The organism is Streptomyces sp. NPDC021622, from assembly GCF_040640795.1.
GTDB lineage: Bacteria > Actinomycetota > Actinomycetes > Streptomycetales > Streptomycetaceae > Streptomyces.
Window position 1 is genome coordinate 645999 of the sequence record NZ_JBFACK010000003.1, and the last position, 21031, is coordinate 667029.

General features: G+C 69.7%; 14 protein-coding genes. 4 read left to right on the forward strand and 10 right to left on the reverse strand.

Annotation, left to right across the window (positions count from 1 at the left end):
- Positions 1-99: 99 nt before the first annotated feature.
- Positions 100-5049: an NAD-glutamate dehydrogenase gene (locus AB0G47_RS10330; protein ID WP_360766455.1), complete on the reverse strand. Its 4950-nt coding sequence runs from the start codon at positions 5047-5049 to the stop codon at positions 100-102.
- Positions 5050-5554: 505 nt separating this feature from the next.
- Between AB0G47_RS10330 and AB0G47_RS10335 the strand changes: the two genes are divergently transcribed.
- On the forward strand, positions 5555-6121 hold the full coding sequence (locus AB0G47_RS10335; RefSeq protein WP_360766458.1) for a DJ-1/PfpI family protein: 567 nt from the start codon (positions 5555-5557) through the stop codon (positions 6119-6121).
- Positions 6122-6174: 53 nt separating this feature from the next.
- On the opposite strand, the gene AB0G47_RS10340 is transcribed toward AB0G47_RS10335, so the two are convergent.
- A complete protein-coding gene (locus AB0G47_RS10340) occupies positions 6175-6846 on the reverse strand; it encodes an HAD family hydrolase (RefSeq protein ID WP_360766461.1) in 672 nt (223 codons plus the stop codon).
- A 292-nt stretch (positions 6847-7138) separates the two neighbouring features.
- Complete coding sequence (locus AB0G47_RS10345; protein WP_266866316.1) at positions 7139-7642, reverse strand: hypothetical protein; 504 nt, start codon at positions 7640-7642, stop codon at positions 7139-7141.
- 342 nt (positions 7643-7984) lie between these two features.
- On the opposite strand from AB0G47_RS10345, the gene AB0G47_RS10350 reads away from it, so the two are divergent.
- Entirely contained in the window at positions 7985-8437 is a 453-nt protein-coding gene (locus AB0G47_RS10350) for an Rv3235 family protein (protein ID WP_360766464.1), read from the forward strand.
- A gap of 95 nt (positions 8438-8532) precedes the next feature.
- Here the strand turns inward: AB0G47_RS10350 and secA are convergent, their stop codons facing one another.
- Positions 8533-11370: a preprotein translocase subunit SecA gene (secA, locus tag AB0G47_RS10355; protein WP_360766467.1), complete on the reverse strand. Its 2838-nt coding sequence runs from the start codon at positions 11368-11370 to the stop codon at positions 8533-8535.
- Between the two features lie 200 nt (positions 11371-11570).
- On the opposite strand from secA, the gene AB0G47_RS10360 reads away from it, so the two are divergent.
- Both AB0G47_RS10360 and AB0G47_RS10365 read left to right on the forward strand, forming a co-directional pair.
- Positions 11571-12164 (forward strand): GNAT family N-acetyltransferase, encoded by a 594-nt coding sequence (locus tag AB0G47_RS10360; protein ID WP_360766470.1) that lies wholly within the window; start codon positions 11571-11573, stop codon positions 12162-12164.
- A gap of 41 nt (positions 12165-12205) precedes the next feature.
- Positions 12206-13393: a crosslink repair DNA glycosylase YcaQ family protein gene (locus AB0G47_RS10365; protein ID WP_360766475.1), complete on the forward strand. Its 1188-nt coding sequence runs from the start codon at positions 12206-12208 to the stop codon at positions 13391-13393.
- 14 nt (positions 13394-13407) lie between these two features.
- On the opposite strand, the gene AB0G47_RS10370 is transcribed toward AB0G47_RS10365, so the two are convergent.
- The 6 genes from AB0G47_RS10370 to mtrA form a co-directional block, all read right to left on the reverse strand.
- Positions 13408-14151, reverse strand: a complete 744-nt coding sequence (locus AB0G47_RS10370; protein ID WP_360766478.1) for a response regulator transcription factor — start codon at positions 14149-14151, stop codon at positions 13408-13410.
- Between the two features lie 194 nt (positions 14152-14345).
- Positions 14346-15071 carry a ribosome-associated translation inhibitor RaiA gene (gene raiA / locus AB0G47_RS10375; protein WP_360766610.1) on the reverse strand — a complete coding sequence of 242 codons (726 nt, stop codon included), beginning with the start codon at positions 15069-15071 and terminating at the stop codon, positions 14346-14348.
- Between the two features lie 282 nt (positions 15072-15353).
- Complete coding sequence (locus AB0G47_RS10380; protein WP_360766481.1) at positions 15354-16139, reverse strand: phosphoribosyltransferase family protein; 786 nt, start codon at positions 16137-16139, stop codon at positions 15354-15356.
- 195 nt (positions 16140-16334) lie between these two features.
- Positions 16335-18098, reverse strand: a complete 1764-nt coding sequence (locus AB0G47_RS10385) for an LpqB family beta-propeller domain-containing protein (protein ID WP_360766613.1) — start codon at positions 18096-18098, stop codon at positions 16335-16337.
- Between the two features lie 85 nt (positions 18099-18183).
- The gene (gene mtrB, locus AB0G47_RS10390) at positions 18184-20298 is read right to left on the reverse strand and encodes an MtrAB system histidine kinase MtrB (protein WP_360766483.1); all 2115 of its coding nucleotides are present in this window, start codon (positions 20296-20298) and stop codon (positions 18184-18186) included.
- 1 nt (position 20299) lies between these two features.
- On the reverse strand, positions 20300-20989 hold the full coding sequence (mtrA, locus tag AB0G47_RS10395) for a two-component system response regulator MtrA (protein ID WP_189176211.1): 690 nt from the start codon (positions 20987-20989) through the stop codon (positions 20300-20302).
- Between the last annotated feature and the right edge of the window lie 42 nt (positions 20990-21031).

Genomic DNA, 21031 nt, shown 5'->3' on the forward strand with positions numbered 1-21031 from the left:
ATTGGCGCCCTTCAGGGGGGTGTGATTGGCGCAGTCCGGATACGCGAAAGGGGCGCCCCGGGCCTCTCGGCTCGGGGCGCCCCCTCGGCGTACGGCGTACTACGAGTGCGTACGCAGCAGCGTCCGCATCGTCCGCATCGCGACCGACAGGTTCGCCAGGTCGAACGCGTCCGAGCTCTGGATCTCGTCAAGCGTCGTCCGCGACCGGCTCAGGATCGCCGCGTTCTTCTCCTCCCAGGCCTTGAACCGCTGCTCGGGAGTGGACTCGCCGTTCCCTGCGGAGAGCACGTCCGCCGTGAGGGCGGCGTGCGCCGCGTACAGGTCCTCACGGATCGACGCGCGCGCCATCGACTGCCAGCGGTCGGCCCGCGGCAGCTCGATGATGCGGTCCATGAGCTGGGTGATCCGCAGCCGGTCGGCGAGGTCGTAGTAGACCTCGGCGACGGCCATCGGGTCCTTGCCCGTGCGGTCGGCGATCGCGACGATGTCGAGCGACGGGAAGGCCGAGGAGAACCCGGCGACCCGCTGGGCGAGTTCGTCGGGGACGCCCGCGCCCGCGAGCTCGTCGCGGATGCCCTCGTACCACTCCAGGTCGGAGCCGCGAAGCAGCTTCGGCAGCTCGGACCAGACCTCGGCGACGCCCTTGCTGAAGAACTCGATGGTCTCGGCGAGCTGCAGCGGCTGCGGCCGGTTGTTGAGCAGCCAGCGCGTGCCGCGCTCGACGAGCCGGCGCGAGTGCAGCCGGACCTGCGTCTGGACATCGGCCGCAACCACGTTGTCGAGCGCCTCGACGGCGTCCCAGACCTTGCTCAGACCGAAGATCTCACGGGCCGCGAGCTGCGCCCTGACGATCTCCTCCAGGGAGGCCCCGGTCTCCTCGCGCAGACGGTGCAGGAACGTCGAACCGCCCGTGTTCACCGTGTCGTTGACGAGCACCGTCGTGATGATCTCGCGACGCAGCGCGTGCCCGTCGACCTGCTCGGGGAACTTCTCGCGCAGCGCCTGCGGGAAGTACGCGTGCAGCAGCCGCTGCAGATACGCGTCGTCCGGCAGCGACGTCTGGATCAGCTCGTCGGCGGCCGTGATCTTCGTGTACGCGAGGAGCACGGCGAGCTCGGGCTGGCTGAGCCCGCGGCCGGAGTTGAGCAGCTCCCGGATCTGCCGGTCGGCCGGCAGGAACTCCAGGCTCCGGTCCAGATGCCCGTCGCGGCCCAGGCGCCGCATGAAGCGTTGGTGGGCGTGGAGCAGGGACGGCGACTGGAAGACCGCGTTCGACAGGGCGGTGTTCTGCGCGTAGTTGTTGCGCAGGACCAGCTCCCCGACCTCGTCGGTCATCGCGGCGAGGAACTTGTTGCGCTGCTTGACGGTCATGTCGCCGTTCGCGACGACCGCGTTCAGCAGGATCTTGATGTTCACCTCGTGGTCGGAGGTGTCCACGCCCGCGCTGTTGTCGATGGCGTCGGTGTTGATGTGCCCACCGGTGCGCGCGAATTCAATACGTCCCAGCTGGGTCAGACCGAGGTTGCCGCCCTCGCCGACGACCTTGACGCGCAGGTCGGCGCCGTCGACACGGATCGCGTCGTTCGCCTTGTCGCCGACGTCCGTGTTCGCCTCGGCCGACGACTTCACGTACGTACCGATGCCGCCGTTCCACAGCAGGTCGACCGGCGCCTGGAGGATCGTCCGCATCAGGTCGGCGGGGGTCATCTTGGCGACACCCGACTCGATGCCGAGCGCCTCGCGGATGTGCGCGTTGAGCTGGATCGCCTTGGCGCTGCGCGGGAAGATCCCGCCGCCCGCCGAGAGCAGCTCCTTGTTGTAGTCCGCCCAGGAGCTGCGCGGCAGCTCGAAGAGGCGGCGGCGCTCCGCGTACGACGTCGCGGCGTCGGGCCGCGGGTCGATGAAGATGTGCCGGTGGTCGAAGGCGGCCACCAGCCGGATGTGCTCACTGAGCAGCATGCCGTTGCCGAACACGTCACCGGACATGTCGCCGACGCCGACGACCGTGAACTCCTCGGTCTGGGTGTCGGTGCCCAGCTCCCGGAAGTGCCGCTTGACGGACTCCCAGGCGCCGCGGGCGGTGATGCCCATGCCCTTGTGGTCGTAGCCGGCCGAGCCGCCGGAGGCGAAGGCGTCACCGAGCCAGAAGTTGTACGACTCGGCGACCTCGTTGGCGATGTCCGAGAACGTCGCGGTGCCCTTGTCGGCGGCGACCACCAGGTACGTGTCGTCCTCGTCGTGCCGGACGACGTCCGCCGGGGGCACGACCTCGCCCGCGACCAGGTTGTCGGTGATGTCGAGCAGCGCCGAGATGAACGTCTTGTAGCAGGCCACGCCCTCGGCCAGCCACGCGTCGCGGTCCACGGCCGGGTCGGGCAGCTGCTTGGCGACGAAACCGCCCTTGGCGCCCACCGGCACGATGACGGTGTTCTTCACCATCTGCGCCTTGACCAGACCGAGGATCTCGGTACGGAAGTCCTCCTTGCGGTCGGACCAGCGCAGACCGCCGCGCGCGACCTTGCCGAAGCGCAGGTGCACGCCCTCGACACGGGGCGAGTACACCCAGATCTCGTACGCGGGACGGGGCGCGGGCAGGTCGGGGATGGCCTGCGGGTCGAACTTCATGGAGACGTAGTTGTGCGGCGTGCCGCCACCCGCCTCCTGGAAGAAGTTGGTCCGCAGGGTCGCCTTGATGACGGTGAGGAAGGACCGCAGGATCCGGTCCTCGTCCAGCGAGGCGACCTGGTCGAGAGCGGCGTCCAGCTCCTCGAGAAGGGCATCCGTCAGCTCGACACCGGCACCCTGGCGGTCCGGGGACATCCGCGCCTCGAAGAGCGAGACGAGCAGCCGGGTGGTGTGGACGTTGTTGCGGAGGGTGTCCTCCATGTAGTCCTGGCTGAACGTGGAGCCCGCCTGGCGCAGGTACTTGGCGTAGGCGCGGAGCACCATCGCCTGGCGCCAGTTGAGCCCGGCCCGCAGGACCAGCGAGTTGAAGCCGTCGACCTCGGCCTTGCCCGTCCAGGCGGCGGCGAAGGCCTCCTGGAAGCGCTCGCGGCCGTCGTCGCCCAAGTAGTCGCCGTTGCCGTTCTGGGACTTGGGCAGGCGCAGACCGAAGTCGTAGATCCACGCGTTCGTACGGTCCGTGCACCGCAGCTCGTAGGGCCGCTCGTCGGTGACCTCGACGCCGAGGCGCTGCAGCACCGGCAGCACGGCGGAGAGGGAGACCTGGGCGCCCGAGCGGTAGATCTTGAAGCGGCGCTCACCGGGGGCGGCGCCCACCGGCTCGTACAGGCTGAGCGCGAAGTCCTCGTGGCCGCTCTTCAGCCGCTCCAGGTGCACCAGGTCGGCGACGGCGGCGCGCGGCGTGTGGTCCGCCTTGTAGCCCTCGGGGAAGGCGCCCGAGTACTGGCGGAGCAGCTCGGCGGCGCGCTCCTCGCCGCACTCGGCGGTCAGCGCCTCGCCGAAGCCGTCGGCCCAGGAGCGGGCGGCCTCGACGAGCCGCGCCTCGATGCGGTCGGTGTCGGCGTCGGTGAGCTGCGGAAGGCCGCCGCCCGGCGCGACCCGGACCACGAAGTGCAGCCGGGAGAGGATCGACTCCGTGTTCCAGGCGGTGAAGTCGACGCTGGTGCCGCCGAGCTCCTCCTTGAGGATGTCGATGATCCGCAGCCGTACGCCCGTGGTGTAGCGGTCGCGGGGCAGGTAGACCAGGGCGGAGTAGTAGCGCCCGTACTCGTCCTTGCGCAGGTAGAGCCGCAGTCGGCGGCGCTCCTGGAGGTAGAGGACGCTGGTGACGATCGAGCGGAGCTCATCAGGCGGGGTCTGGAAGAGCTCGTCGCGCGGGTACGTCTCGAGGATCTGCAGCAGGTCGCGGCCGTCGTGGCTGTTGGGCGAGAAGCCCGCGCCCTTCAGCACCTCGTCGACCTTCTTACGGATGACGGGCACACGCCGCACGGACTCGGTGTAGGCGGCGGACGAGAAGAGCCCGAGGAACCGCCGCTCACCGATGACGTTGCCGTCGGCGTCGAACTTCTTCACGCCGACGTAGTCGAGGTAGCTGGGCCGGTGCACGGTGGCACGGCTGTTGGCCTTGGTCAGCACCAGAAGCTTGTGCTCGCGGGCCTTCGCGCGCGCGTCCGCGGGCAGCCGGCTGAAGGACGGGCTCACCGGGTGGTCGTCCGCGCCCGCGTGCTGCGGGTCGGCGCGCAGGATGCCGAGGCCGGTGCCGGGCACCGCGGCGAGCGCGTCGCCGTTCATGAGGTCGTACTCGCGGTAGCCGAGGAACGTGAAGTGGTTGTCGGCGAGCCAGCGAAGCAGCTCGCGGGCCTCGTCGACCTCCTGGTCGCGCAGGTCATCGGCGGTCGGCTCGGTGGGGAGCTCATCGGCGATGCGCAGCGCGGCGTCGCGCATCTTCTCCCAGTCCTCGACGGTCTCGCGTACGTCGGACAGGATCCGGAGCAGATCGGCGCTGATCTGCTTCAGGTCCGCGCGGTCGGTCTCGCGGTCCATCTCGACGTGGATCCAGGACTCGGTGACGGCATCGTGCGGACGCTCGGTACCGGGATCCGTCGTCAGGACCTCGAGCAGCTTGCCGGTCAGATCCCGTCGCACCACGACCTGGGGGTGGATCACGACATGGATGCCGCGCCCCTGGCGGGAGAGCTCATTGGTGACCGAGTCGACGAGGAAGGGCATGTCGTCCGTGACCACCTCGACGACGGAGTGGCTGCACTGCCAGCCGTTCTCCTCGACGGTCGGGGTGTGCACCCGGACACTGGCCGTGCCCTGCGGGCGGTTCTCGGCCAGCCGGTAATGGGAGAAGGCGGCTCCGAAGACGTCGACCGGGTCACGGTCGGCCAGGTCCTCCGGGGCGGTGTGCAGGTAGTAGCGCTGGAGGAACGCGAGGACCGTGTCCTGGTCGGGTGTGGCCTCGTCGCCCTTCGGCCCGGTGGGTGCCCCGTTCGGTAGGCGCCCTCCAACCGGGCTGTTCTCAGCTACGCGGGCTGCCCGGGTGAGCAGCTCGGCCTTGGCTTCGTCCAGCTTGGTCTGCATTGTCCTCTGACTCCTGTCGCGCGCCGTTGCGTGACGTAGAAGGAAGTGATTCGACGTAACGCCACGACGCGGGGTCTCCGGTCGAAGTCGACGTTATGCCGCGGTGAGAGATGAGCGGGCGGTTATGCGCCATTGTCGGCACGGCCGGCGGGTTCGCCGGCCGGTGGCCGAGGTGATCTGGCTGGCCGCACCGCGAAGAAGCGTCAGCGACGGCCCGGGCACGGATGTCATCCGTGTTTCCCGGGCGCAGGACGGGGGCGCTCGCGCCCCCGCGGGATATCGCGCTGATCACGGGTCAAGGCTATCGCCCCGCCCCCGGGACTCGTCATGAGCCGTATGTGTACAAAAGAGGGGGTGCAACTTTGACAGTCTGCACAGAGACTTCCCGCCATCCGTCGGCTGCCGGCCCTCTTGGCAAACCGGACGGGCGGATGCACGTTGAGCGGGACGGACGGACAGTTGAAGCAGACCCGACGGGCAGACCTCACCTGGGGAGCGAGCACCGATGACGGCCAAGATCCTGATAGTGACCGGTGACGCGGCGGAGTCACTGGAGGTCCTCTACCCCTACCAGCGGCTGCGCGAGGAGGGGTACGACGTGCACATCGCCGCCCCCGCCCGCAAGAAGCTGCAGTTCGTGGTGCACGACTTCGAGCCCGGTTTCGACACGTACACGGAGAAGCCCGGCTACACCTGGCCCGCGGACCTCGCCTTCTCCGAAGTGGATCCCGGTCAGTACGCCGCCCTGGTGATCCCGGGCGGCCGGGCCCCGGAGTATCTGCGCAACGACCCCGAGCTCCGCAAGATCCTCAAGTCCTTCTTCGACGCCGACAAGCCGGTCGCCCAGATCTGCCACGGCCCGCTCCTGACGGCGGCGATCGGCGGCCTGACCGGCCGCAGGGTCACGGCGTATCCGGCCCTGGAGATGGACATGCAGGCGGCGGGCGCGACCTTCCAGGACGCGGAGGCGGTGGTCGACGGCACACTGGTCTCGGCCCGCGCGTGGCCCGATCACTCCCGGTGGATGAGGGAGTTCCTCACGGTACTGAGGGCGAAGGCACCGGTGACGTAGCGGGGCCACGCCAACCGCAGGTTCAGCCGCTCCGGATCCCGCAGCGAGGCGCCCTACGCGGCCAGCTGCTCCGCGACCTCCACCGCCTCGGCCAGGCTGTCGACCACCGGCACCCCGGCCTCCGCCAGACTGCCCCTGCTGTGCGAACCCCCGGTGTAGAGCACGGCCCGCGCTCCCACATGCGCCGCGGCCAGCGCGTCATCGACGGCGTCACCGATCACCACGGTCCGCTCGACGGCAGCCACTGCCCCCAGAGCATCAAGATGCCGCACCATCCGCTCGGCCTTACCGGCGTGCGAGGCGTCCATCCGCCCGTCGATCCGCACGAAGTGCTCCTCGATGCCATGCCGCCGCACGATCGGCACCAGGTGCTCGTGCGGCGCGAGCGACAGCAACGACTGCGTACGTCCCGCGGCCCGCCGCCCCGCGAGCAGCTCGGCGGCCCCGTCCGCGAGCCCGCACCCCTCGGCCCGCGCCCAGTAGTGCTTGTGGAAGACGGCGTCCATCACCTGCCACTCGGCGTCCGTGGGCAGCCGCCCCATCAGCCGCTCGTAGAACTTGGGCACGGGCACGCAGTACAGCTCGCGATACCGCTCGAGCGTGATCGACTCCAGCCCGATCTCCGCGAAGGAGGCGTTCGTCGCCTCGATCACGGCATGAATGTCATGCAGGAGCGTCCCGTTCCAGTCCCACACGATGTGCGCCCCGCGCTGCAGCTTCCCCATACAGAAACGGTACCCATGCCCTCCCACCGGGAGACACCCCCACCGCCGACAGCACCTGCGCACAGGAACCCCCACCCACCCGAACCCGGCAACGGACGCGAGGGGCCGTGCCGGTATGTCCGCACGGAGCACGGCGCCCACGTCTCGCGAGCCGAAGCAGCAAAACGCCCAGACCGAGATGGCGAGTACGGACATACCGGCGCGGCCCCGCCCCAAGACGAACCGCACCGCAGACGGCAACGAAACCGCAGGCCCACCCCAAGCCGCCCAAGCCCCGCGGGGCAAGGCAGGGCTAGATCAGCCCAGGAATCTCCTGCGTCGCGAACCACAGCAGCTCATGATCCTCGACCCCGTCCACCACGAACCGCGCATCGTCGTCCCCCTGATCCGCAGCCCCCAGCACCCCCACAGCCGCGGCCACATCCCCCTCGGCGTCCCCCGCATCGACATGCACGGCGGCCACCTTCCCCAGCCGCAGGCCCCCCTCGACCCGCACCTCGCCGAGCGCCCGCTGATCGAGCCCCCGGTCGGGGTCCATGACGGCCGCCCCGTCCGGCACGTCCGCCGCCAGCACGACCCGCCGCCGCGCCGCCCCCGGATCCCCCGCGACCAGCCGCAGCGAAGCCAGCGCGGCCCGGTTCAGGGCGGCGTACTCCAGCTCCTCGATGTCGTCCGAGACGTACCACTCACGCAGCGCCGGCGTCACGGCGTACGCGGTCAGCGGCCCGGGCCCCAGCTCGCCCGCCTTGTACGCCTCTGCGAGACGGGGCAGGGTCAGGGGAACGTAGACGCGCATGACGATCCGCTTTCGTAGTCGGAAGGACTCCCGCCGGAAGCCGCCCGGAGGACCCTCCAGAAGCTGCCAGGAGGGCCTACAGAATACGTCCGGGAGTCCCCCTTCGGAGTGCGCCCCACACCCTCCCCCCGCGTCACCCGAAGCGCCCGCGGGTCACCCGGCCCCACCCGGCAACCACAGGGCACCCCGCACCCCCGGCCACCCTGATAGGGGATATTCCCCCGGCCCCGCACCCGGCGGCCACGCCCCTTGCGACGGCACCCCACGCCCCCGTACAAGATCTCCGACACAAGTTACCCCCCGGTATCAGAACCGGGACGGCAGCGACGGAGGCGACGCGGCATGCACAAGGTGATGACCAGGCCCCGCTCACGACCGGCGGTCACCCGCCCGCCGGGCCGCAAGGACCCACGCCGCCCCACCGCACAGACCCGCCCGCCCAGGACGGCCCCGCAGCCCCCACCGCACCCCACCGAGCTCTTCACCGAACGCCTGCTCCTGGTGCTCAGCGGCCAGAAGCCGGTGCACTGGGCGGCCCGCCACATCGCGAACACGGCCTTCGACGACCTGGCCAGGCTGGCCGAGCACACGCCCCTGAACGTGGACGGCCGCCGCCCCACCATCCACCGGATCGGCCATTACGAGCCCTGCCCCGGCGTGTACGAGGTCTTCGCCCGCATCGGCGCGGGCCCCGCGCTCCGGGCCCTGGCGTTCCGCCTTCACCTGGGCGCGGACCAGCGGTGGCGCTGCACGGCGGTGGAAGTGGGCGCCCCCAAGGGCCGTACCGCCAGGTGAGGCACCGGCAGAAACACCGGCAAACACAGAGGGACCGGGCACCCTACGGCACCCGGCCCCTCACACCACGGCTACAGCCGGCGCAGCGCCACGCGCTACTTCTTGCGGCGCCGCCCGCCCTTCTGAGCCTTGCGCCGCTCGGCCCGCGTCATGCCGTCCGACTCCGACCGCACGCCCGCGTCCTCGGTCTCGAAGTCACCCTCGTCGACCCCGCCCTCGGCGTTCGGCGCCTGGAAGTGCAGACGGTCGGGCCGCTGCGGGGCGTCGAGCCCCTTGGCGCGGATCTCGGGACGGCCGCCGCCCGCGGGAACGGCGTCCTTCTTGTCCAGCGAGGGCTGCGCCGCGTCCGAGACCGGGACCTCCTCGACCTGCTGCTCGACCTGGACCTCCAGGTTGAACAGATAGCCGACGGACTCCTCCTTGATGCCGTCCATCATGGCGTTGAACATGTCGAAGCCCTCGCGCTGGTACTCGACCAGCGGGTCCTTCTGCGCCATGGCACGCAGGCCGATGCCCTCCTGGAGATAGTCCATCTCGTAGAGGTGTTCACGCCACTTGCGGTCGAGCACCGAAAGGACGACACGCCGCTCGAGCTCACGCATGATCTCGGAGCCGAGCTGCGCCTCACGCGCCTCGTACTGCTGGGTGATGTCTTCCTTGATGGACTCGGAGATGAACTCGGCGGTCAGACCCGCGCGGTCACCCGCGTCCTCCTCAAGCTCCTCGACGGTGACCTTCACCGGGTAGAGCTGCTTGAAGGCGCCCCACAGCCGGTCCAGGTCCCACTCCTCGGCGAAGCCCTCGGCGGTCTCGGCCGCGATGTAGGCGTCGATCGTGTCGTCCATGAAGTGCGTGACCTGCTCCTGCAGGTCCTCGCCCTCCAGGACGCGACGGCGCTCGCCGTAGATGACCTCGCGCTGCCGGTTGAGGACCTCGTCGTACTTCAGGACGTTCTTACGCGTCTCGAAGTTCTGCTGCTCGACCTGCGACTGCGCCGACGCGATGGCCCGCGTGACCATCTTGTTCTCGATCGGAACGTCATCGGGAACGTTCGCCATGGCCATCACGCGCTCGACCATCTGCGCCTTGAACAGCCGCATCAGGTCGTCACCGAGCGACAGGTAGAACCGCGACTCACCCGGGTCGCCCTGACGTCCGGAACGACCGCGCAGCTGATTGTCGATGCGCCGGGACTCGTGCCGTTCCGTACCCAGCACATAGAGCCCACCGAGGTCCTTGACCTCTTCGAACTCCGCCTTCACGGAACGCTCGGCCTTCTCCAGGGCGGCGGGCAGCGCCGCGGCCCACTCCTCGACGTGCTCGACGGGGTCGAGGCCGCGCTGGCGCAGCTCCGCCTCGGCGAGGTCGTCGGGGTTGCCGCCGAGCTTGATGTCGGTGCCTCGTCCGGCCATGTTCGTGGCGACGGTGACGGCGCCCTTGCGGCCGGCCTGGGCGACGATCGTCGCCTCACGGTCGTGCTGCTTGGCGTTAAGCACTTCGTGCTGGACGCCCCGCTTGGACAACTGCTGCGAGAGGTACTCCGACTTCTCCACGGAAGTGGTGCCGACCAGGATCGGCTGCCCCTTCTCGTGCTTCTCCGCGATGTCGTCGACGACGGCGGCGAACTTGGCGACCTCGGTGCGGTAGATCAGGTCCGACTGGTCGGCGCGGACCATGGGCCGGTTCGTCGGGATCGGCACGACGCCCAGCTTGTAGATCTGGTGGAACTCGGCGGCCTCGGTCATGGCCGTACCGGTCATGCCGCAGAGGCCGGGGGTTTCCTTGCCGTCGTGGTCATGGCGCTTGTAGAGCCGGAAGAAGTTCTGAAGGGTGATCGTGGCCAAGGTCTGGTTCTCGTCCTTGATGTCCACCCCTTCCTTCGCCTCGATCGCCTGGTGCATGCCTTCGTTGTAACGGCGGCCGGCGAGGATACGGCCGGTGTGCTCGTCGACGATCATGACTTCGCCGTCGATGACGACGTAGTCCTTGTCCTTCTTGAAGAGTTCCTTGGCCTTGATGGCGTTGTTCAGGTAACCCACGAGCGGCGTGTTGACCGACTCGTAGAGGTTGTCGATGCCCAGCCAGTCCTCGACCTTGGAGACGCCGGACTCGTGGATGGCGACGGTGCGCTTCTTCTCGTCGACCTCGTAGTCGCCGGTCTCCTCGATGCCCTTGAGGGTGTTGCCGGCCTCGCCCTTGGTGAGGCGGGTGACCAACTTGGCGAAGTCGCCGTACCACTTGGTGGCCTGGTCGGCGGGGCCGGAGATGATCAGCGGCGTACGGGCCTCGTCCACGAGGATCGAGTCGACCTCGTCGACGATCGCGAAGTTGTGGCCGCGCTGCACCAGTTCGTCCTTCGACCACGCCATGTTGTCGCGCAGGTAGTCGAATCCGAACTCGTTGTTCGTGCCGTACGTGATGTCGCTGGCGTACTGCTCGCGGCGCTGGGCCGGCGTCATGTTGGCGATGATGCAGCCGACGGTCAGGCCCAGGAACTTGTGGACGCGGCCCATCATCTCGGAGTCGCGCTCGGCCAGGTAGTCGTTGACCGTGATCAGGTGCACGCCCTTGCCCGAAAGGGCGTTGAGGTACGCGGGAAGCGTGCCGACGAGCGTCTTGCCCTCACCGGTCTTCATCTCGGCCACATAGCCGAGGTGCAGCGCGGCGCCGCCCATCATCTGCACGTCGTAGTGCCGCTGGCCGAGGACGCGCTTGGCGGCCTCGCGCACCGTGGCGAAGGCCTCGGGGAGCAGGTCGTCGAGGGTCTCGCCTTCGGCGTACCGCTCCTTGTACTCATCGGTCAGCGCGCGCAGCTCGGCGTCGGAGAGGCTGACAAAGTCCTCTTCGATGGAGTTGACCTGGTCCGCGATGCGGTGCAGCTTGCGCAGGATCTTGCCTTCGCCTGCACGCATGATCTTCGAGAGGACGGACACGAGGGTTGGTCTCCTTGCCGGTCGGGCCTGGCATGGTCGGTTTACTCATGGGGCAACGGCCATCGTAAGCGAGGAGCGGGCCGCGCCGGGAGGTCTGCCAGTACGTCAACGGACGTGGGGCCTGGAAGGTGCCGGTTTCCGACGATGACCGCCGGTGAAAAGCACTGGCCCGAAGTCACGGACGCCAGCAGAATCGCCGGATGGAGCCCGTCACACTCAGCACCGAGCGCCTGAGCCTGCGCATGTTCACGCCGGACGACACCGACGAGACGTATGAGGCCTGCCAGGACCCCGACATCCAGCGCTGGACCACGATTCCCTCGCCGTACGCGCGCGTGGACGCCGAGGGCTTCATCGGAGGCATGGTCCCGGACGGCTGGCGTCACGACACGGAGTACACCTTCGCCGTACGTCGCCGGGAAGGCGGCCCGCTGCTCGCCGCGGCCAGCCTGCACCACCCGCGCTCGGGCGCCTGGGAGGTCGGCTTCTGGACGGCGAAGGAGCACCGGGGCCACGGTTATATGACGGAGACGGTCCGCGCCCTGGCCAGGTGGGCCTTCACCGACCTGGGCTGCACCCGCCTGGAGTGGCGCGCCGAGGTCGGCAACACGGGCTCCCGCACGGTCGCGGAGAAGGCGGGCTTCATCGTGGAGGGCACCCTGCGGGCCGGCCTCCTGAACAAGGGCACGCTCCGCGACTGCTGGGTGGGCGCCCTGCTCCCGGCAGACGTGTCCCTGCCGTCGGCCCATCCCTACCTGCCCGCCCCGACGGAACGGCAGGCTCCGGTCCGCTAGGCCCGCCGCGTTGTCAGTGCCGCCCCCTATCGTTTTGGAGCATGACGAGCCTGCCGCGCCCCGCCACCGATCTCTCCGCCGATGAGGCCCGCCGCATCGTGCTCCGCGCCCAGGGGTTTCTGGGCGCCCCGGACCGCAGGTCCGGCGTGCGGGGCGTGCTGCGGCACCTCGGCGCGGTCCAGCTCGACACGATCTCGGTGCTCGCCCGCTCCCACGAGCTCATTCCGTACGCGCGGCTCGGCGCCGTAGGCCGCGACAGGGTCGAGGCGGCGTACTGGGACGGCGCGTCCGGCACAGGCCCGGCCCGGCCGCACGCGTTCGAGTACTGGTCGCACGCCGCGTGCATCCTGCCCATCGAGGAGTGGCCGCACTTCGCCTTCCGCCGCCGCGCCTACCGCAACCGGCCGCACTGGCACCACGACCTGCCGGACGGCGCGTACGACACGGTCATCAAGCAGCTCACCGCCGAAGGCCCCCTCACGGCCACCGAGTTGGGCGGCGCGAAGAACAAGGGCGAGTGGTGGGACTGGTCGGACGCGAAGGTCGCCGTCGAGCGCGCGCTGATGTACGGCGAGGTGGTCTGCACCGAGCGGCGCAGCTGGAAGCGGGTGTACGACCTCGCGGAGCGCGCGATCCCGGACCCGCTGCTCCATGACGACCTGGACGACACGGAGTGCCTGCGCCGCCTGGTCCGCCTGGCGGGACAGGCGCTGGGCGTCGGCACCCGCGCGGACATCGCGGACTACCACCGCCTCAAGGGCGAGCAGTTCGACGCGGTGGTCGCGGACTCGGGCCTGGTCCCGGTGACGGTGCAGGGCTGGGACAAGCCCGCCTGGGCCGATCCGGCGGCCCTGGAGACCACGCCGCGCGGCCGCCACCGCACGACGCTCCTGTCCCCCTTCGACTCCCTGATCTGGGAGCGGGCGCGCACGGAACGGATCTTCGGCTTCACCCACCGGCTCGAGGCGTACGTCCCCAAGCCGAAGCGCATCCACGGCTACTTCGCGATGCCGGTCCTGGCCGGGGGACAGCTGGTCGGCCGCGTGGACCCGGCCCGCGAGGGCAGCACACTGGTCGCCAAGCAGATCTCGCTCGACAGCCCCAAGGCCGTGCCCGCGGTGGCGCAGGCGCTCCGTGAGGCGGCGTCCTGGGTCAACTGCGACTCCGTACGCGTGGAGCGCGTGAACAGACCGGAGCTGACCGCGGAACTGGTCCGCGCCCTCACCTGATCCCGCGCCCGGCCTCACCTGATCTCGAGAATCTTCTCCCGCATCGCGTAGACGACGGCCTCCATCCTGGAGTGCAGCTGCAGCTTCTCCAGGATGTTGCGCACATGGTTCTTCACGGTGTTCTCGGAGATGAACAACTCCTTCGCGATATCGCGGTTGTTCATCCCCGTGGCCACCAGCTTCAGCACTTCCAGTTCGCGGTCGGTCAGCCGCGGCGCGGGCACCAGCCTGCGCTCATCGGTGCGCTGGATCATCGATTTGAACTCGGTGAGCAGCTTGGAGGCCATGGACGGGCTGATCTGCGACTGCCCGTCGGCCACCGCGCGAATCGCCGTGGCCACCTCGTCGGTGGAAATCTCCTTGAGGAGATAACCGGTCGCCCCCGCCTTGATCGCGTCGTAGAGATCGGCCTCTTCATCACTGATGGTCAGCATGATGATCTTGGCGCTTGGCGCCACCTCCTTGATGGAGGTGCACGCCTCGATGCCCCCGCGCTTGGGCATCCGTACGTCCATGAGCACGATGTCCGGCAGCAGGTCAGCGGCCTTGTCCACCGCCTCGGCGCCGTCCCCCGCCTCCCCGACCACCTGGATGTCCTCCTCGGCGGCGAGGACGATCTCCAGGCCCCGGCGGAAGAGCGCGTGGTCGTCCACCACAAGGACCCTGATGGGCTCCTTGCGCGGTGCGCCCGCGTCCGTGCCGATGCCGATGCCGTCGTCGGCATCCTCATCCCGCATCGGTCCGAAGCTGTCCGCCATCGTTCCTCCCCCTGAAGGCCATGGCCCGTTGTGCGTTGGCTGCGCCAACCCGCGGCAACAGCCTGCCGGTTGGCCGGCTCGCCCATGATTTCATGCCCGGGCCGCAGTGCGGTGCGCGCAGGGGTCGCATGATGGTGCCCCTGGGGGCGCACGCGCGCTCCAGGGGCACCTGCTCAGCTCTCGGCCGGCTGAGGTCAGCCGCCGAGCGCACCGCCCCCGCCGGCCGACTGGGCCTGCGCGACCATCGGATCGGTGTTGAGGCGGATGACGCCGTAGTCGTAGGCGTGCCGCCGGTAGACGACACTCGGTTCCTTCGTCTCCGAGTCGACGAACAAGTAGAAGTCGTGCCCGACCAGCTCCATCTCGTAGAGCGCCTGGTCGAGCGACATGGGGGCCGCGACGTGGGTCTTCTCGCGGACCACGAGGGGGCCTTCGCCCTGGATCTCCAGTGAGCCGATCCTCTTGACCGGCACGCCGTCGGGCTCTTCCTCACGTGCGACGGTGCCGTCTCCGTTGAGGTACGCCGCGTCCGGGACCCGCTCGGCGACTTCGGCGGCGGAGAGCCTGCCGGTGCCTCGCCGGTTGTGGCGCTTCTCGTGCTGCTTGCGCAGCCGGGCGTCCAGCTTGGCCGTGGCCAGGTCGAGCGCCGCGTACGGGTCAGTCGCCGAGGCTTCCGCGCGGATCACAGGTCCGCGCCCGCGGAGAGTGATCTCCACCCGGTCGGAACGGTCGGCCTGACGCGGGTTGGTTTCCTTGGACACCTCGACGTCGAGGCTGATCACCTTGCCGTCGAGCTTCTGGATCTTCTCCAGCTTCAGCTTCTCGGCCACGTGCTTGCGGAACCGCTCGGGCACCTCGGTCTTGCGGCCCTTGACGACGATGTCCACGCAGAACTCCGTTCCCGGATCGCTCCGCTTCAGCGGCGGAGCATCTCCCTTTTGCACCAGGCCCCGGTGACTCCCGGAGCCTCGGACTCGGTGACTTCCACCTCCTCCTCCCCCGCGAACAAGATCTCCACCCCGGCCGGTCCGGGTGATTGCGAAAAACCCGGCGACCGGCATTCCGATATGCGAGGGACGGCGTCCGCCATTCCTCACAACCGAACATATCTCGCCCGGACGGATGTCGTCACCCTCTACTGACGCGTACCTCCATTCAGGGGTATTGGCCCTCTCACTACCTGCAACGATGCAAGTTCTCAGTCAGTTCCGGTTTATTCCGAAGGAATCCGGTGAAGCGGCGACAACGGCCGCGCTGATCGCGTTCTCGCCCGTGATTTCACGGGCTGTTACCGGCACCGCCCGCCCTATCGAATCCGTGTGTACGTCACTCATTGCGCGGGCGGCCTCGGCCAGGGACGCACCCGTGGTCATCAGGTCGTCCACGATCACCACCCGGCCACCCTCGGCGAGCAGCCGGCGACCACCCGCGGTCACCTCCAAGGCTCCCGCCAAATTGGCCTGCCGCTGCCGGGAGTTGAGCCCCGACTGGTCGGCCACGGCACGCCGCTGGCGCAGCACGCAGAGCACCCGGGCCCGCGTGCCCGCCCCGCGCAGCTCGCCCGCGGCGGCCAGCGCGATCCGCCGCACCGGGTCGTGCCCCCGCGCCCGCACGGCTCCCCGCGCCGACGGCACGGGCACCAGCAGTACCTCCCCGTCACCCTCCGCAGCGCCCTGCGTCCCGCCCCGCGTCCCCGCCCGCAGTCCGGCCCGCACCGCCCCCGCGAGACTCGCGCCGAGCGGCCCCGCAAGCGCCAGAGCGCCCCGTTCCTTGTGCGCGAGCAGCACGGCCCGCACCGCGTCCTCGTACGGAGCCGCGGCGTGCACCACCGGCAGCCCCTCCGGCCGAGGATCCGGCCGCACCCGGCACGGCACGACCCCGCACAGGGCCTCGCGGCACCCCGCACACAGCGCCGCACGAGGCCTCCCGCAGCCTCCGCACTCGGCCGGCAGCACCAGATCGGTGAGGTCCTGCCACCACCCCCGCATGTCCTCCACTGTGCCAAGGCGCGAACAGCCCTGCCACCCCTGTGGAAAACCGCCTGTGGACAACTCCACGGCACGGCAGAGGCGTTACCCCCGATCGGGGGACTGGTCGGCCCGGATGGACCGGAGGCCAGCCCGGATGGACGGGGGACTGACCGGCCCGGACAGACCGGAGGCCAGCCCGGACAGACCGGAGCGTCAGCCCGGATAGACCGGAGCCGTGCCTTCCTTGACCACCGTCTGCCACTGCGCGCCCGTCGGCAGCCGCACGATCCCGTCGTCCGAGTGCGCCACCAGCGGCTGCCGCTCGTCCTCCGACGCCGCGATCTCCTTCACGCCGGTAAGGCCGGGCAGCGTCGCGCCCGGCAGCGCCGAGCCGTCGGACTGGACGTACCGGATCTGCTGCACACCACCGGACTCGCGCCCGACCACCACGAGGCGGCTGCCGCCCGCCCAGGACATGGCGGTGACCTCCTCCATCTGCGGTGCCGCCCGGCGCAGTTCGACCACCGAGATGTCCGGCTGCTCGCCCTTGGCGCCGGTCCGCTCGACGCGGCCGATCCGCAGGGACGTCTTGCCGTCCTTCTTCACCAGGAGCGCGATGCGCACGCCGTCCGCCGACACCCGCACCGCCTCGATCCGTCCGTCGAGGCCCGCGATCTTCACCTGCATCGGCTCGCCCGCGCCCTGGTCGAGCCAGAGCAGCCGCGACCCCTTGCCGTCACGGTCGGCCACCCAGAGGTCGCCCCTGCCGTCCCAACTGGGCGTGGAGAAACCGTCCTCCTCCGACTTCGCCTTGCTGCGCGCCTCCGGCTTGCCCAGCGGACTGCCCGGCGTCAGCGACCCCATGTAGAGCGAGCGCCCGTCGAGCGACACCCCGGCCGCGCGCTCCTCGTCGCGCGACACGGCGGCCGTACGCAGCGACTTCGCGCCATCGCCCAACGGCCCTGGCACCTGCACCGGTTCGGCCTTGCTGCCGGCGACGCCCGCGGTCATCCGCACCAGGCGCTTCTTGTCGTCGACGAGGTACTGGTAATCGGGGTGGTCGGCGGTGCGGTGCGGCGCCACGGTCTCGGCCCGGTCCTCGCTCAGGACACACAGCTGCGACCCGTTGGAGCGCTGCAGCTCCACCTCCTTGACGCTCGACGACTTCAAGTCCTGGAGCGTGAAGAGCAGTTGCGCCGCCATCTTGGTGCACAACCCCTGGTCGTAGTTGTCGGCCTCCTTGTTCAGCGGCACCGTCAACTTGTTCTGGTCGTCGGGCGCCAGCGTCTTGGTGCCCTCCTTGAGCCGCGTACCGCCCGGGAAGATCGTGGTGACCACCGGCTTGAGCCAGTTCGTCGGCCCTTCGAGCAGGGCCTTGACGGTCTCCGTCAACGGGTCTATTCGCTGCCGTATGTAGACGGGGTCGGCGACGAGCGCCTCCTGGCCGCCGCCCGCACCGGTCTTGGACGAATTCGACGCGTAGTAGTACTTGTTGACGGACCAGTAGATGCGCTGGAAGTCGGACTGCCCGAGCACGACCCCCTGCGGCACCCGGTCGATCCGCCACTCCTTGCCGTTGGGCCCGTCCTGCCGCGTGAGATGGACCGTCTCGCTGTACGCGTCATTGTTGAGCTGGTACGCGTGCTGCTTGTCCACCGTGGCGACCTTGCGCCCGGTCAGCGGGAACGAACGGCCGTTCTGGTCGCGGTCGCCGGGGTTCCCCGAGCCGGTGCTCGGACCGTCCGCGAGCACCGTGGTCCGCAGATCCGGCTGCCAGCTCCTGGACGCTTCCTTGGTCAGATACTTGCGGGCCATGTCGAACTGAGGATCATCGCTGGTGAGCGCCTCGAGGAAGCCCGAGACGATCTCCAGAGGGCCCGCGTTCTCGCCCGGCGGCATCGCGTAGACGCGGACCTGCGACTGCGAGTCGGGCCGCTGGGACGCGTCGACCGCCTTCAGGTTCCCGCTGTCGGGCATCGACGCACAGCCCGCGAGCAGCGCCCCGCAGCACCCGAACAGCACACCTGCCCCCAGCGGACGCCGGTGACCGCGTCGATCGTGGTCAGCGCCCACGAGAGGCCTCCCCTTCCCTGACAGGATCCACTTCCGCGGCCGCCGCTTCCCTCGCCTCGCCCTTCGGCAGACGCGGCTCTCCGGAGCCCTCGTCCGCCCCGGAGGCACCGCCCGGCGTCGCCTCGTCGTCCAAGGGCCTCCGCGGCACCACCCTCGCACCGCTGCCGGGCAGCGCCGCCGGATCCACCGACATGGCCGCCTGCGCGAGCCTCGGCGCGATCGGCGCCCGCGCCGGGACGGGCGGCGCCACCCGCTCCGCCGCCGACGGCTGGGCCGGCACCGTGGCCAGCTTGTTCAGACCGCCGAGCGGAAGCCCGGCATCGTTCAGGCCGCGGTGGCGGCGCGAATCCTCCGGCTCCAGGGGTATCGGCGATCCCCGGAGGGCCTCGTCGGCCGTACGCGGCAGGGTGAGCCGGAACTGCGAACCACCACCGGGCTCACCCCACGCCTGCAGCCAGCCGCCGTGCAGCCGGGCGTCCTCCAGGGCGATGGAGAGCCCGAGTCCCGTACCACCGGTGGTACGCGCGCGTGCCGGGTCGGCCCGCCAGAAGCGGCTGAAGACCCGGGTCGCCTCGCCGGGCTTGAGCCCCACTCCGTAGTCCCGCACGGCGACGGCGACCGCGCCGCCCGCCGCCGCGAGCCGCACCACGACGTCCTGGCCCTCACCGTGCTCCACGGCGTTGACGACGAGATTCCGCAGCACCCGCTCGACCCGCCGGGCGTCGGCCTCGGCGATCACCGGCTGGTGGTCCCCGACGATCCGTACGTGCGTGCCCTTGCGCTCGGCCAGTGGCTCCGCGCCGCCCACGACCCTGCGGACGACCTCCCGCAGATCTATCGGCTCGGCCTCGAGCGCCGCGGCGCCGGCGTCGAACCGGCTGATCTCGAGCAGATCCGCGAGCAGCGTCTCGAACCGGTCCAGCTGATCGGCGAGCAGCTCGGCCGACCGCGCCGTGACCGGATCGAAGTCCACGCGCGCGTCGTGGATGACATCGGCCGCCATCCGTACGGTCGTCAACGGCGTACGCAGCTCGTGCGAGACATCGGAAACGAACCGCCGCTGCATCCGCGACAGCTCCTCCAGCTGCTGGATCTTCAGCTGCAGGTTCTGCGCCATCTTGTTGAAGGCCTCACCGAGCCGGGCGATGTCGTCCTCTCCGGTGACCTTCATACGTTCCTGAAGGCGCCCGGCGGACAGCCGCTCGGCGACGCCGGCCGCCATCCGTACCGGCGTGACGACCTGGCGCACCACAAGCCAGGCGATGGCACCGAGAAGCACCACCACAAACAGTCCTGCCGTGGCGAGCGTCGTCCGCACCACACCGAGCGACTCCTCCTCCTGCGTCAGCGGGAAGAGGTAGTACAGCTGGTAGGCATCGCCGTTGAGGTCATTGAGCTGCTTGCCGATCACCAGACCCGGCTGGGCTTCACGACCGTCGTTGAAGACGATCCGCGTATTCGCCTGATAGGCCCTGGTGCCCTCGTCGACGCTCTCGCGCAGCTCCTCGGGCACGCTCTGGATCGGATCCACGCCCCCGGAAGCACGCGGTCCGCGCACACTGCCGCCGTCGCCCGTGGACGTAGGGCTCAGCGTCACCACGTTGAAGGCGCTCTGACCGCCGCTGGAGAGCTGCTCCACCAGGTCGGACATCCACACGGCCGTGGGCTGTGTGGATGTCCCGTCCGGCGTGCCGCTGTCCTGCCCGGCACTCGGCCTGGCGGAGTTCGCCTGCTCCTGAGCGGCCCGGAAGCCGCCGTCGGCCTGGCTCTGCGAGGCCTTCTCCTTGGCCTTGAGCAGACCGTTGTTCACGGAGCTCATGACGGCGAAGCCGAGCATCAGTACGACACCGAGCGACATGAGCAGCGTCGTGACGACGACCTTCAGCTGGATGTTGCGCCGCCACAGCCGCAGCGCGGGCAGCAGCGGACGCCGCACCCAGCGCGAGAAGAGCCTCAGGACGGGGCTGCCCTGCACCCCGCCCTGCAACAGCAGACCGCCGTCGAGAAGCCGCCCGAACGTGGAGCCGCGCCGCGCCGGTCCTCCAGTCCGCCCCGAGCGGCCACCCGGAGCCCCGGGCGGTACGGGGGAACTGTCCCGGGTCATGTCAGCTCGGTCCGGCCTTGTAACCGACACCACGGACGGTCACCACGATCTCCGGCCGCTCCGGGTCCCGCTCGACCTTCGAGCGCAGCCGCTGCACGTGCACGTTCACCAGACGGGTGTCCGCCGCGTGCCGATAGCCCCAGACCTGCTCGAGCAGCACCTCACGCGTGAACACCTGCCACGGCTTGCGCGCCAGCGCGACCAGCAGGTCGAACTCGAGCGGCGTCAGCGCGATCGACTGCCCGTCCCGCTTCACGGAGTGCCCCGCCACGTCGATGACCAGGTCACCGATGGCCAGCTGCTCCGGCGCGGGCTCCTCCGACCTCCGCAGCCGCGCCCTGATCCGGGCCACGAGCTCCTTCGGCTTGAAGGGCTTCACGATGTAGTCATCGGCGCCGGACTCAAGCCCGACCACGACGTCCACGGTGTCGCTCTTGGCCGTGAGCATGACGATCGGCACCCCGGACTCCGCCCTGATCAGGCGGCACACCTCGATGCCATCACGGCCCGGCAACATCAAATCCAGCAGTACAAGATCCGGCTTTGCCTCCCTGAAAGCGGCCAGCGCCTTGTCGCCATCAGCTACGAACGACGGCTCAAAACCTTCACCACGCAGCACAATCCCGAGCATCTCGGCCAGTGCGGTGTCGTCGTCGACGACAAGGACTCGTCCCTTCATGCCTGACATCATCCCATTCTCGTAACGGTGACCGGGGCGCTGGTGAGGCAGGTC

Excerpts from the sequence above, each read along its gene's own strand:
- AB0G47_RS10330 (WP_360766455.1), bottom strand. The coding sequence starts at position 5,049 with ATGCAGACCAAGCTGGACGAAGCCAAGGCCGAGCTGCTCACCCGGGCA.
- AB0G47_RS10335 (WP_360766458.1), top strand. The coding sequence starts at position 5,555 with ATGACGGCCAAGATCCTGATAGTGACCGGTGACGCGGCGGAGTCACTG.
- AB0G47_RS10340 (WP_360766461.1), bottom strand. The coding sequence starts at position 6,846 with ATGGGGAAGCTGCAGCGCGGGGCGCACATCGTGTGGGACTGGAACGGG.
- AB0G47_RS10345 (WP_266866316.1), bottom strand. The coding sequence starts at position 7,642 with ATGCGCGTCTACGTTCCCCTGACCCTGCCCCGTCTCGCAGAGGCGTAC.
- AB0G47_RS10350 (WP_360766464.1), top strand. The coding sequence starts at position 7,985 with ATGCACAAGGTGATGACCAGGCCCCGCTCACGACCGGCGGTCACCCGC.
- AB0G47_RS10360 (WP_360766470.1), top strand. The coding sequence starts at position 11,571 with ATGGAGCCCGTCACACTCAGCACCGAGCGCCTGAGCCTGCGCATGTTC.
- AB0G47_RS10365 (WP_360766475.1), top strand. The coding sequence starts at position 12,206 with ATGACGAGCCTGCCGCGCCCCGCCACCGATCTCTCCGCCGATGAGGCC.
- AB0G47_RS10370 (WP_360766478.1), bottom strand. The coding sequence starts at position 14,151 with ATGGCGGACAGCTTCGGACCGATGCGGGATGAGGATGCCGACGACGGC.
- AB0G47_RS10380 (WP_360766481.1), bottom strand. The coding sequence starts at position 16,139 with ATGCGGGGGTGGTGGCAGGACCTCACCGATCTGGTGCTGCCGGCCGAG.
- AB0G47_RS10385 (WP_360766613.1), bottom strand. The coding sequence starts at position 18,098 with ATGCCCGACAGCGGGAACCTGAAGGCGGTCGACGCGTCCCAGCGGCCC.
- mtrB (WP_360766483.1), bottom strand. The coding sequence starts at position 20,298 with ATGACCCGGGACAGTTCCCCCGTACCGCCCGGGGCTCCGGGTGGCCGC.
- mtrA (WP_189176211.1), bottom strand. The coding sequence starts at position 20,989 with ATGATGTCAGGCATGAAGGGACGAGTCCTTGTCGTCGACGACGACACC.